The sequence below is a fragment of the Proteiniclasticum ruminis DSM 24773 genome (assembly GCF_000701905.1).
GTDB lineage: Bacteria > Bacillota > Clostridia > Clostridiales > Clostridiaceae > Proteiniclasticum > Proteiniclasticum ruminis.
Window position 1 is genome coordinate 13330 of record NZ_KL370832.1, and the last position, 13004, is coordinate 26333.

Below are 13004 nucleotides of genomic sequence, written 5' to 3' on the forward strand. Positions count from 1 at the left end.
TCATTCTCCCTCTTGTATAAAGAGTGATCTGTAGATTAACTGACCGTCGCACGCAGAGAAATCACACACCAATGCGATATTTTCGAATTAAGGAACTGGAATTCACACAAAATTTTTTGCAGGGTTCAAGGGGAGGATTAAATGTCAATTTCTATATTTAGTGTATTTATAATATTTATTATTTTCATCAAATTACTATCAAGTAAATCATTTGAGTCAATATATATATATGTCTTTATGATATGTATAATCGTAGAAACATTCATAAATACAGGTTACTTTCTTATTGTAAAGGGGACAATTTATAAAACAGCAGATTTTTTACAAGTCATATTAGCATTGCTATCTATTTTAGTTATTTTTGAGAGAAGAACTATTAATGCAAAACATAGTATATCATTTTTATTATTATTTATAGTAATATTATTAAATTTGACAATTTTAAAACTTAGCCCCTATGAAGGTTTAGTTAGAAACTTTGATGCACTAGATAGAATATCATTAGAATGGTATAGTAAACCAGAGTTAAATGTTCAATCATTTAAATCAGCTTTAAGAATTCTCTTATTCATTTACAACGCTTTAATATTAAAATTAATAATAACTAAAGATAAATGGGAAAATGTCAAAAGAGAAATAAATAAATTTGGAATTTTTATAATCATATTTTGTTGGTTTGAATTCATAACAAAGAATATATTTAATATAAATTTAAAGCCTTTAACAGATGCATTATTTGGAAATGTTATAAAAAATGATATGTTGTTAACTAGAAATAATCTATTTACAATCCATGGGTTAGCAAGTGAACCTTCACAGTTGGCAATGATTTTATTTTATTTTATGGTGTTTTACATAATTAGTGATAATGCTATAAAAGATAAATTTTGGTTAAATATGTTGATTTGGTCAAGTGTCATCTTAATGTTTTTCTCTGGGTCATTTAGATTTATAGGTTTAGTTCCATGGATAATAATTATTTACTTAATTAAAGAGGATGTCAATTATAAGGTTATTGGTATATTTATTTTTATAGTACTAAGTACCCTTATAGCATACTATTTTGGTTTTTTAGACTATTTTTTAACTCGTTTTGAACGGGTTTTAACATTTGTTTCAAAGGGAACAATTTCTACTGATTCATCAGAAGCGGCTAGACTTAATACTGTTATTGAAAGTTTTAAAGTATTTCTCAAAAGACCGATATTCGGTATCGGTTTAGGAACAACATTTGCATACGGATTTATTCCTAGTATACTTGCAACAATGGGATTAACAGGAACACTTGTGTGGTATTATATTATATTTAAACAAATTGGTAATATTCGAATTAACACCAAGTATTTTTCCATTGTATCTTGTTTTACTTTATGTTGGATTTATACTAGTGCCATAGATGTTGCTTATTTAAGCATTGTTTTAGCATATGCAATAGAGATGTATTTTTCAGATAATAGACTAAGAATTAAGAATAATGTTAATCATATTGTAGTTTAAGTCAATAGTTTGGATTTTTGAAATATGCCCTGTGCAACGAATCAATCAAGGTATTATAACGGATATCTGCATACCTGATCTTATGCGCTAGTCTAGAGAGCAATGTTTTAACGAGTGCAAACAGAATCTCAATATGGATCATAACGTGGTTCACACATGGTAGGGCTGGCATCGATATATGAATGGCCCATCTATTAGTAGCTCTAAGGTGTGTAGGTTGTAGGTAGCTCAGTGTTCCGCCACTCAGCACGATCTCTGCCCCGTATGTGGACAGTGCTATATCATTTGATAAATACCTGGATGCATATGAGAAGGCTCAATAGAGTGAATCGATTGATTATCCGCATATAATGTCTATGCTGGACAAACCATAGCAAATTATGACAATCGGTTTAGTCCTTGACTTTATATCTTATTTCATTAAAAAACTGGTGATATCATGAAGGCTCTTGACTTCAAATTAAAGAATATGGCTGACGCGTTTATCTCACACGCATTTTCGAGAATAAAGAGGGTGCTATAAGAGAGGCCAGCTTGCAGGATGTAATAATTGACTGCGACTGGGTGTGAATATTATTAATTTTCAAGTTATATTTTAGTGCTAATTGATTTAGTAGAAATAATTATTTTATATCAGTTAATTAATGCTTAATATTTGTTTCAGTAAAAACAACTAACTTTGACAGTCTAATTCAGAATATATTTTTTAAAATAGATAGGGGAACAATGTTTATGGATAAGAGTAAGAGTAGCTTCTATACGGCATTAAGTGCAATACTATTGACTTTGACTAATGGCTTATTTGCATTGGGAGTTACAAAGTTAATAATTGTTAATTATGGATCGGATTTTAATGGACTTAATTCTACAGCAAGTCAATTTATAAGTATGTTATTGATTATTGAAGGAGGATTTACAATTGCTTCTAATGTAGCATTATTTAAACCTATATCTGATAATGATTATGATGCGATAAATGGTATTTTATCAGCTACTCGCAAAATATTTAATAAAATAGGATTTACATTTTTAATTATTAGTTCTGCAGCTTCACTTATTTATGCTTTGATTATAAAAAGTGACATGTCTTATCTAATATCCTTCTTAGTGTTTTTCATGACAACAATAGCCACATCATTTAACTTGTTTTATGCAACAAAATATAGGATATTGTTACAATCTGAGAATAAGGAGTATATTTTAAATAGTATCCAAATTACGACCGTTATAATAAGCCAATTGTTAATTCTAGTTATTATTTTTGTAAGAGGACACATGTTGTGGGTTCGATTTTTTATGATGCTAGGAGCAATTATTAATAGTTTACTTATTGCAGGTGTAACGAAAAAAAAGTACACAAACATTAATTATTACAAAGAACCCGATTATGGCTCAATAAGTGGTTCTAGAGATATTTTTGTACAAAAAATAACTAGTATGATTTATTCTACAATACCAGTTCTATTTATCTCAGGAACTGCTGGCACGATCTATGCGAGTGTGTATATAGTATATAACAATGTTTTTCTTTTACTTAAAAGTATCATATATGCATTTATAAATTCCCCTAGAATGGGGTTTGGTAAATTAATAGCAGAGAGAGATTCTGATTATGTATTAAAAGTTTTTTTGCAGTATGAATTCATTGTAAACTTTGTTATGTTTACCTTATTATCTACTGCTGCAGTTCTTATAATGCCCTTTATTAGCTTATATACCATTGGAATTACAGATGCTAACTATTACAATTGGATAATTGCTCTATTCCTCATTTGCATAACATTTTTTGAGATTATTCATTTACCCAGTGGAAATATAATAAACATGGCGGGTAAATTTAAAGTGGGAAGAAAAATACAAACCCTTGCAAGCATAGTACTAGTTATCGTAATGATAATCGGGAATAAGATTTTCGGTTTCTACGGTATATTACTATCGGTTTTAGTAACTGCAATTTTACTAGCGTTTCTTGAAATTATTTATATTCATAGTAGATATTTCATAGGATCAGTTTTCAACTTTTTAAAATTACTATTACCAAATTTAGCTGTTATTGTACCTGTGATACTGCTAGAGATAAAGTTGTTACCCCAATTACACTCATATATAGAATTTTTTATTGCTGGGATAGTTATAGTAGCCTTAAACTCGATTATTTTGCTGCTTGTAAATTATTTTACTAATAGAGTGGTAATGTTTGATGTTATAACGAGATTGAGGGCAACTATTAATAGTAAAATTTGAAGTGGTATGGTATAAATAAACTACAGACTCCCACTCTCCCCAATTATCCCCAACTCTCCAAGATCCCATTCCTCTACATAAGTAAATTTTTGGAATCTTATATGATGAGGCGTTAGAAGTAATAAGGGATACATCAACTAAAGCTTAGATTTGAGAGGTGCCGGGCACGGACAAGTGGACAAGTTGATATACGGGATAATGAGATGAGCAGCTATACAGAATAAACAGATAGGCAAATAAGCTGGTATCAAGATCGGTAGTGACGATGACATTAGAGATGGGGTCATTTTAGCTAAATCTGGTTGATATCGTGATTACTTTGACACCGAGATCGGTAGTGATGGTAAACATCCCAGATAAGCAGTGATGGAAACTTTTCAGATAAGCTGTGACGGTTAATTTTCAGGCAGTGATTCTGGTTGAGCAGTTAGATACCATGATTAGCAGTGAAAGAGAAGGGGCCTTTTTAGTTGCAGAGATGTCCGTTTTTAGGGAAGATATTAGTCAGAAAATTAGATGAATAAAGGTGTGATGCAATGGATTTAATAAAGCAATACATTTTAGCATTAACTAGTTTATATGGACAGGTTTCAGTTGAAGTGGTTACAAATGTTTATAATGGCCAAAATGAGGAACAGATTGATTTCGAGGACGTTGAGTCATATCTTTACGAAGACCTGAGCGAGCAATATGTCTATGGTTATAGAGATCATTTTGTTCATGAAGCCATTACAGAACACAAAGAGTTCAAGTCATTGCGGAAGAAGAAAGCAGACAAGCCATACTATATTCCGGACAAGGAAGAACTACTGAAATATGCAGATATGGCTTACTACGAAAAGCCCAAACAGTACCATGATTTGCTAAAGTATGCCCAGAATAATTTCTTTAATGGAGATTATGAAAAAGCAGAGATGCTAACACAAAATATAAGATGGGAATGCATAGATGGTATTATCATTCAGCGAGTATTTGACATATTCAATAGATTTGAAATCAATTTCAAAGATGAAAAGCAAATCAATGAGGTGCTGAAACTGGTAATGGATTTAGCCAACAATGGGGTCTAACCTAATTAAGTGGACACTCAAAGTTTCGAAAAAAAACCTCTGTGAAGCCCTGCAGTAAGCATCTTCTATTTGAGAAAAACATAATTCTTTACGTACTATCTGCAAAGTGTCCACTTTTCTAGGGCGGAAAAATGCATAAAAAAGAAGTGAGAATTTCATCTACACTTCACATAAAAAGATACTTGATCCAAGCTATAGGCATGCTATTTAGTTAAGAGAAGCACCAAAATTATAAGTCAATACAACCGAAGCACTCCCAGTTAAGGAGTCCTTTGCTGAGAGTGCTTCGATAAATAAACTTACTTATACAATGATAGGGCTTTTCATACTTCAAGAAGCGAACTTACGGGTTCAATTTTCTAGATGGAAGGCAAGCTGGCATAATACTCCATCCGCTTCTCATAGGGGCTTTTGTAATCATTGAAACTGTGAATTCTGATCTTGTTGTAGAAGTCGACATAGGCTGAAATGCCCAGCTGTACTTCTTCAATGTTATCGAAATCATAGAGGTAGACAAACTCTTTCTTCAGAGAACCGAAGAAAGATTCCATCGCCGCATTATCACCAGGAGTCCCGGGCTCTGAATAGGATGTTCTCCCATTACTCTTTGAGATCAGATCACGAATCTGTTTGGAAACAAACTGGGTACCGCGGTCGGAATGAAAAATAACTGGTATTGTTGAAGCCGATGTTCCAGTTTTCTCCAGAGCTTTCCGGATTGTGGCCTTTACAAGCCTCACAGACTGATCTTTATAAATCTGGAAGGAAAGGATGCTGCGATCATAAAGATCCAGTACGGTGCAGAGAAAGACTTTACCTTCCGAAGTGATAAGCTCAGTGATATCGGTGCAGAGAATCTGGTTGGGGGCATCAGCGAAATAATGTCTGTTGACAAGATTCGAATAGGATTTCAAAGCTCTTCTGAAAATTGACTTTTTTCTGGAATGGATACTGCTGCTGAGAAGACCATTCTCCTTCATCAGTCTGTAGACTCTCTTCTCTCCAAGAAGAGGAAATGATTTCTCAGGAACTTTATGCATTTTGCGATACCCATAGCTTTCAAATTTATGTGCATGTTTGATGTTTCTCATCATGCGAATGATATCTTCATAGGGATTATCTTCCTGACTGCGCTTATACCACTTATAGTACCCAGAACGGGAAACGGAAAAATATCTGCACAGCGTTCTGATCGGAAGGTATTCCGCGTATTTTCGAACCAGGAGAAACAAAGCACGCTTTCTCGGCTTGATTCCGCTCTCGTATAAAGTGTTCAAGATCCCTAGAATAGGATTATTCTTTAACTTTTTCTTCATGTAACCAACCTCATCTGCAAATTAAAAAAACAAGACAACGTGAACCAATATACCAAAATAGTGCTAATAAATCAAATATTATTACTCTATTGAAGAATAAAGAAATAGTATTCCTGTTAATCTATGAGATGGAGGTAAGATTTTTGTGAAGATCCATATCATATCTGGAATGAATACTATAGCAGAGAACCATTTGCTGGAAGTATCGCATCCTATGACTTCTAGGCAACCAAAAGATGTGTTCACGGGACAGAAGATCATGATTGAAATAAAAGAGTATCTGCTCCTTACCCATAGAGAGACGCAGTACTCCATTGCAGTAAATATCGAATCCAACCTTTCACAAGCTGAATTGGAGAAACAGATCCTGGATGCAGCATACAATTCCTTAAGAAGAGAAGGAATCCCAGATGATCTTGCAAGAGATTTTCTAGGTGTGGATCAAGGAATAACGTTTTATAATCCTATTAACAAGATGGACGTAAAGCCCATGAAGATGAAAGCCAAAATCCTGAAAGAGTTGATGGAGCATGCAGGTGATAAGCGTTATCTTAAGAACCTGGTGCAAAAGAACATCAACAGAATCCCGGTGAAAAAAGGTAAGGATCTCATCATACCTTCCCAGCGTCTCATAACATACCTGGAAGAACGATATGAAAGACCTGTAATCAATCAGAAAGCCTATGAGTTCAGGATCCGCTTCAGAAGGAAGGAAGAGAATCACACTGTCATCATGGCGATTCCTGAATGGTTTCCTACCTGTCAGCTGCACGAAATCATAGGCTTACTCTTAGGATTGGATATCGATGTATACTGGATGGATGACTATGAGGATATCATTGAATCCGGTATGCATGACACGATGTCTTCTTTTTTACCGGAAAAAGAACATACGTTTACAAAAGATGAGAGTGCATACACCATCAGAAGACAGGAAGAACTTACAGATTTTCTAAGCAGATATCTCCTGGTTCGGGATCTTGAAAGAGAAGGGATTCTATATGATTTTGGAACAGCTGCAAGGGCCTTTCAGATCAGAGTGGATAGAGGTGACGGTATAGAGATGACTTTCTGCAGAAGTCCCAGAATCCTCGAAATGACCATAGGTCTTAAGTGGTACAGCAGCAACTCAGAAAAAGTTCAAGGTCTCAATTCTGAACTGGAACTCTATTATGAATGAATATTCGATTTAGAGGATGGTTCCTCTTGTGAAAAGCTAGGATATTCATTGTGAAGTGTTTTTGCTCTCGTGAAATGACATAAATATGACGGAGTTGTTTGTCTGTCAATAGACGGATATACTGTCCTTAAGAATACCAGCTCTCTCCACTCACCAATCACTAGCTAAAACTACCACCTGGGGACATACAACATAGACCAGACAATCGATGACGATTTGTGAAAAGCACTACATAATGATTGATAACTATCTATAAGGTGTGTTATGCTTATAGAGAAATTACATTATATTGCATAAAATTGCAACTTGTTCATAAGAGTATATACGTTGAACGTTGAGGGTAAAGGATGATTATTTATATTTTCCTGGCAGTACTGATTGCAAGAATAAAAGGGTACAGGATAAAACCTGTACTTCAAGACAAATCGCTATACCCACTGTTTATAGCGGAAATCGTGTATCTTTTTCTTCAGACTTCAGTATTTCTTGGTTACTACAGATTCATTCCCTATGCAGGCACCTTTAAAACCTTATATCTTTACACACTCATCGTGCCCATTGTGGTGCACAGACTCTATAAGGTAGGATTCATTGGATCCGTCATGCTCACTATAGGCTCCTTTTTCAATAGATTCGTCATGAGCCAAAATGGCGGTAAAATGCCCGTCTATGCCACCCTGTCAAAGTACACAGGATACTTTGATGAAAGCGTCCTTGGCACCATAGATCAGGTGCATATCTTAGGAACCGAAGAAACAAAATACAAGATTCTAACAGACTTCATCGATGTGGGCTACAGCATCCTGAGTATAGGAGATGTGCTCATCCATGGCTTCATCTTCCTGGTGGTGTACGAGACGATAAAAGAAGTAAATTCAAAAATCAGCATAATAAAATCATAGAAAGAAGAGGAACCGCTCCATGGAATTACTGGAAATCATTCTGACTAAATATATCTTCGGATTTACCCTGCAAAGCTTTCTTCTTGTGTTGGGTATCTATACTTTAAACAGAGAAAAATTCGATGCGAAAAACTATATGAAAACTGCACTCTCAGTTACGTTCATCTCAGCACTCATGAAACTATTACCTATTAGCGTAGGGGTACAGACCATCATGAATATGCTGTTCCTTTATCTCATTTGTGTTATATATCTGAAGATGAATCCATATGTGACCATAAGGTCTACCTCATTATGTGTAGTTCTCATCCTACTCTCGGAAATGATTATTACTGCGATAACAGTACTCCTAATTGGACAGGATGAATTTCAGATGATCATTCAGGATTCTGTGAAAAGGAACTATATCGGATGTTTCGCTAATGTCGTCTTTGCACTGATGATCCTGACGGTACACTTTATTTTTAAGAGAAAGGGTGAGGGGCATCGAATCTTTAGCAGGTAAAATCGCAGATGTACTCACCATAAAGCTTCAGCTGGACAAAGAGAGACGCGCTGTGATCCGGTATGGACTCATTGGACTCCTCCAAGTGATCACACTCTTTCTGCTCATCACCTTCATCGGTGCCGTAACTGGCACCCTCTTTGAAAACTACATTGTGTTTTTCACTGTGGGATATCTTCGTAAATCAACTGGAGGGGCTCACTCTAGAACCATGTGGGGATGCAATGCTGTGAGTGTCCTTTCCATTAGTATTCTTGCAATATTCTCTAGATTTCTTCTAGGGAACCTTATAGACCCAAAGATAAATTATGGAATTGCAGTGCTGCTATTTATGGCAGGGCTACTCATCTTCCATAAGTATGTACCTGTAGATAGTCCCAACAAACCGATTGTATCACCGGAGAAGATTAAAAGACTCCGTAGAGAGAGCTATATGAAGCTCCTGCTCTTTTTTCTCCTTACCTTGATAGCTATTGACAGAGCAAATATCGAGGTGCGATTCTATAGCATTTCCATGAGTATCCGGCTGGCCTTAGTGTGGCAGATGATCACACTGACAAAAACCGGATCATCTCTTCTACTTCGAGTGGATCATGCAGTAAATGAGTTGCTGGATCTCGTTTTTCAACGAGAAAATCGGAGAAACTGAGTCCCATCGCTGTAAGTCATCAATACAGAAATATAACGGAGAGGAGGCGAGGTTATGAAAAAGAAAAATCTATGGACCTTATTGGCTGCAGTCGCAACTGTTTTTGCAACCACCATGGCAACATCCGCTTGTATTTATTTTTTCTATCAGCCAGAAGAACCAGAATCTCTAAGAGAGAAGTAGGATGAAAAAAGTGAAAAGACTTGTTGAGGCAAGTCTTTTCATCATTTATACATAGAAAGCAGGAGAAAAATCATGTGGAATGTGCTTCCAATACTAAACAGCAAGAAACGGGAACAGATCAGAATCATGTTCTTCACCGTGAAAATACTGGCACTGTTTTTCTGTGCCATTCCTATACTGGAGTATTACAATGCCAGATACCAGGGTTACGACATCTATAATATCTACTACATTGGTATGACCTTCATGATTTTCAGTATCATCATGCTGTTACTCATGTTCATCTTCACCAGGAAGCAGCAACGCCAATTTTATTATATACTGGAGATTGTCATTTTTGTCGCGGTCTTTGTATTCTCCATCTATGTGAGTGGAGCAAATAGGAGTGAAAACAAATACATTTTTATCTTTCTCATCATCTCTTATACCATTGAATATGGAATGAAAACAGGCCTGATTATTTCCGGCGTGGCCACTGGGGTTATTGCCGCCATGGACCTTATATATGGAGACAATACATCCGTGAACCTCCAGTTTGAAAACGACTTAGCATTGTTTGCCATGTTCTTTCTAGTAGCCTGGACCATAGGTCACTATGCGAAACTAGAAGAGAATCATATCAAAGAGTTGGTGGATTTTGCGAACATTGATGGCCTCACAGGAACTTATAACCATAGGTATTTCTATGAGGTATTAGAAAAGATGTTTGAGGAAAGCAAAGAAAAGACTACACCGCTCTCGCTGGTGATGCTCGATCTTGATAATTTCAAGACGTATAATGATGTTTATGGACATGCTCAGGGAGACGCAATCCTAAAAGAAGTTGCGGGAATCCTAAAAGGTGTCATTAGAAAGAAAGACCTTCTCTGCCGTTATGGCGGAGATGAGTTCTGTGTAATCCTACCGGATACAGATAAAGATGAAGCCATAAGAATTGCAGATCAGTTCAGGGAAGTCATTTGTGGGTATGAGTACCATGGCAAAGAGAATATGAACAATATGATGATGACCGCTTCCATTGGTGTCTCAACCAGCAGTATAGAGATGGAACGACATGTAAACCTCATTGAGAATGCAGACATGGCATTATACCGGGCTAAATTCCTAAGAAGAAACAAAGTAGAAGTATATTCCTCCATCTTTGATCACATCATGGAGAAAGAACCCAATGAGAACCTGTTGGAGGAGATCAAGCCACTGAAAACTCTTATGACCGTCATAAACTCCAGAGACACCTATACCTTCAATCATGTGGAACGGGTCTTCCATTACTGCAGAATCGCAGCAGAATACATGGGACTCTCTCCAGAGGATAAAAGGACACTTCTATTTGGTGCCTATCTTCATGATCTGGGGAAGATCAACATCTCCAAGGAAACCCTCATCACCAGCTCAAGACTTACAAAAGAGCAGTGGGAGGAACTGAAAAAGCATCCCCAGGACAGTGCGGACATTGTCAGTCAGATCAAAGGCTTTGAACGAATCGTTCCCGTGGTGCAGCAGCATCATGAGAAATATGATGGATCTGGATACCCTCTGGGCTTACAAGGAGAAGAGATTGATTATCTGGCAAGGATCCTTACCATAGCAGACTCCTTTGACGCCATGACCAACCAAAGGCCCTACCAGAAAACGAAATCCTTCCAGGAAGCCTTTGAGGAAATAGAGCGGTGTAAAGGCACCCATTTTGACCCGATCCTAGCAGACAAATTCATGGAAGCTCTGAAAGAGTTTTAAGGAGTGCGCTCCATATTATGAATGCCTCATGGCCTTGTGAAAGAATGCAAAGCCATGGGGCATCTTATACTATCGCAGCAAATGACAGGTAGGAGAACGGGGGAAAAATATGGAACAGGCCTCTCGCCACAGAGGATAATTTCCTTTATCATATGAAGTGAAGAAATCGGTGTAGAAATTTGAGAAAAAGAAGCTGGAAGCGATTTTGAAAAGAGGAAAGTCCAGAACGAAAACAGGGAGGAAGATCATGAAACTTAAAGAATACCCGGTAACGACGGAAGAACTGATTGCTTGGAAAGCGCATCTAAAAAAGAAAACAAAAGAAGAACTGGTGGAGTTTATCCTGATTAAGGTCATGGGGAACCCGAAGTTTTCAAAAGAAGCCTATTACCGCCTCTTTCCTGAACTCATGACCACAGAAGAGTACTTTGCGGCATATCTGACTTACATGGAAGAAGAACGGACAGAGGATGCGCCCTCCCTAAGTGACATGATCTATTTCACGGAAGACCTCATGGAGAAGGCAGAGGAAGAGGTGAGCCTACTGGTTCAGTGTAAAGTCTACACAGCCATCATCTTCATCCTCAATGATATCCTCATGGATGGGATCGAAAGAGACCAAATAATGGAGGATCTTTTGAACACACTCATGGATGAATGCCTGACTTTTCTGGAAGAAGAAATGGAAGAAAAAACAGGGGATATGAGTGCAGCGGAGATCATGGAAGTAAAAGACTATCTCACTTTCATGCAAAGAAGATACAAGCCAGTGGACAGAGAAAATAGAATGCGGCAGGCCATAAAGACCCTCACTGACCTTACCAGAGACAGGACCAAGATCAATGAGGAAGGGGGTTATGTGAGAGGGGCGGCCTACTATGCAGGTCTGGATGAAAGAAAGGCCCAATATGATGCGCTTAGAAAAGAGAAGGATGAAACAGAAAGAAAGAAGGAAGAAGCCGTGAAGAAAGAACTGAATGCATACATCATCGCCCTCTGCAATCTCTACGGCATGGTCCATAAAAAGAAAGTCATGGACATCTATAATATGCAGAACACGGAAAAAATTACACTGAAGGATGTGGAAAACCTTCAGGAGAACCTCCCCAAAGAGGTGGATGAAGCCTGGATCGACGTGCATCAAGGATACTTTGTTTCAAGCTCCATCCTGGAGCATCGGGAGTTTCTCTACTACATCAGAGAAAAGGGAAGTAAGCCTTACTACATTCCTGAGAAAGAAGAACTTCTGAAATACGTGGACGGCTTCTACTTTGAGAAAACCAAGGAGTACCATCAGGTTGTACAGGGATTGAAAAAATGTTTTGGCATTGATCAGGAGAAAGCGGAGGATGTGGCTGAAGATCTGGTGGCCATTTGCCAGTTCGACTCCAGCACACAGCGGATTTTTGGGCGTTTTGAAGAGTTGGGCTTGGTTTTACGAGACGAAAAAGACATCAAAAAGATGGGGAAGCTCATCATGAACCTCATGAACCATACGAGAATCTGGGAGAACAATGGGCATACCCCCGAAGAGATTTTCACCATGGAAGAAAAAAACAGGCTGAAACCTGCGCCACTTCTGTCCACATCCTATCTGACATCAGACGATAAGACAGGAAAGAAAAGATGAGGAAGAAAGGCCTAGAACTCATGAAGAGAAGTTGTTCTCTAACTTGAGCTTGATCTCACCGCTGCTACATCGAAAAAAAGATGATGGAAGA

At 37.3% G+C, this 13004-nt stretch carries 11 protein-coding genes; 10 read left to right on the forward strand and 1 reads right to left on the reverse strand.

The window, feature by feature from the left end:
• Positions 1–141 precede the first annotated feature (141 nt).
• The 3 genes from T487_RS0113305 to T487_RS16070 all read left to right on the forward strand — a co-directional run bounded on the left by T487_RS0113305 (position 142) and on the right by T487_RS16070 (position 4811).
• Entirely contained in the window at positions 142–1497 is a 1356-nt protein-coding gene (locus T487_RS0113305) for a hypothetical protein (protein ID WP_031577619.1), read from the forward strand.
• A gap of 732 nt (positions 1498–2229) precedes the next feature.
• Positions 2230–3741, forward strand: coding sequence for an MATE family efflux transporter (locus T487_RS15580; RefSeq protein WP_036909553.1), 1512 nt, complete (start codon positions 2230–2232; stop codon positions 3739–3741).
• Between the two features lie 536 nt (positions 3742–4277).
• Positions 4278–4811: a hypothetical protein gene (locus tag T487_RS16070; RefSeq protein WP_051651730.1), complete on the forward strand. Its 534-nt coding sequence runs from the start codon at positions 4278–4280 to the stop codon at positions 4809–4811.
• 359 nt (positions 4812–5170) lie between these two features.
• Here the strand turns inward: T487_RS16070 and T487_RS0113320 are convergent, their stop codons facing one another.
• A complete protein-coding gene (locus tag T487_RS0113320) occupies positions 5171–6127 on the reverse strand; it encodes an IS3 family transposase (RefSeq protein ID WP_031577621.1) in 957 nt (318 codons plus the stop codon).
• A gap of 169 nt (positions 6128–6296) precedes the next feature.
• Between T487_RS0113320 and T487_RS0113325 the strand changes: the two genes are divergently transcribed.
• The 7 genes from T487_RS0113325 (at position 6297) to T487_RS16075 (ending at position 12913) form a co-directional block, all read left to right on the forward strand.
• Positions 6297–7307 (forward strand): hypothetical protein, encoded by a 1011-nt coding sequence (locus T487_RS0113325; RefSeq protein WP_155953276.1) that lies wholly within the window; start codon positions 6297–6299, stop codon positions 7305–7307.
• A 347-nt stretch (positions 7308–7654) separates the two neighbouring features.
• On the forward strand, positions 7655–8209 hold the full coding sequence (locus T487_RS0113330; RefSeq protein ID WP_031577623.1) for a DUF5317 family protein: 555 nt from the start codon (positions 7655–7657) through the stop codon (positions 8207–8209).
• Positions 8210–8228: 19 nt separating this feature from the next.
• A complete protein-coding gene (locus tag T487_RS0113335) occupies positions 8229–8714 on the forward strand; it encodes a hypothetical protein (RefSeq protein ID WP_031577624.1) in 486 nt (161 codons plus the stop codon).
• Positions 8686–9363: an accessory gene regulator ArgB-like protein gene (locus tag T487_RS0113340; RefSeq protein ID WP_031577625.1), complete on the forward strand. Its 678-nt coding sequence runs from the start codon at positions 8686–8688 to the stop codon at positions 9361–9363. The genes T487_RS0113335 and T487_RS0113340 overlap by 29 nt, the downstream gene beginning before the upstream one ends.
• Before the next feature lie 54 nt (positions 9364–9417).
• Complete coding sequence (locus tag T487_RS15585) at positions 9418–9546, forward strand: cyclic lactone autoinducer peptide (RefSeq protein WP_036909555.1); 129 nt, start codon at positions 9418–9420, stop codon at positions 9544–9546.
• Between the two features lie 72 nt (positions 9547–9618).
• A complete protein-coding gene (locus T487_RS0113350; RefSeq protein ID WP_031577626.1) occupies positions 9619–11283 on the forward strand; it encodes a diguanylate cyclase in 1665 nt (554 codons plus the stop codon).
• A 247-nt stretch (positions 11284–11530) separates the two neighbouring features.
• Entirely contained in the window at positions 11531–12913 is a 1383-nt protein-coding gene (locus tag T487_RS16075; RefSeq protein WP_143004660.1) for a hypothetical protein, read from the forward strand.
• The last annotated feature ends 91 nt before the right edge of the window (positions 12914–13004 follow it).

Bases quoted from the DNA above. Each gene is read 5' to 3' on its own strand.
- T487_RS0113305 (WP_031577619.1), top strand. From the start codon at position 142: ATGTCAATTTCTATATTTAGTGTATTTATAATATTTATTATTTTCATC.
- T487_RS15580 (WP_036909553.1), top strand. From the start codon at position 2,230: ATGGATAAGAGTAAGAGTAGCTTCTATACGGCATTAAGTGCAATACTA.
- T487_RS16070 (WP_051651730.1), top strand. From the start codon at position 4,278: ATGGATTTAATAAAGCAATACATTTTAGCATTAACTAGTTTATATGGA.
- T487_RS0113320 (WP_031577621.1), bottom strand. From the start codon at position 6,127: ATGAAGAAAAAGTTAAAGAATAATCCTATTCTAGGGATCTTGAACACT.
- T487_RS0113325 (WP_155953276.1), top strand. From the start codon at position 6,297: ATGAATACTATAGCAGAGAACCATTTGCTGGAAGTATCGCATCCTATG.
- T487_RS0113330 (WP_031577623.1), top strand. From the start codon at position 7,655: ATGATTATTTATATTTTCCTGGCAGTACTGATTGCAAGAATAAAAGGG.
- T487_RS0113335 (WP_031577624.1), top strand. From the start codon at position 8,229: ATGGAATTACTGGAAATCATTCTGACTAAATATATCTTCGGATTTACC.
- T487_RS15585 (WP_036909555.1), top strand. From the start codon at position 9,418: ATGAAAAAGAAAAATCTATGGACCTTATTGGCTGCAGTCGCAACTGTT.
- T487_RS0113350 (WP_031577626.1), top strand. From the start codon at position 9,619: ATGTGGAATGTGCTTCCAATACTAAACAGCAAGAAACGGGAACAGATC.
- T487_RS16075 (WP_143004660.1), top strand. From the start codon at position 11,531: ATGAAACTTAAAGAATACCCGGTAACGACGGAAGAACTGATTGCTTGG.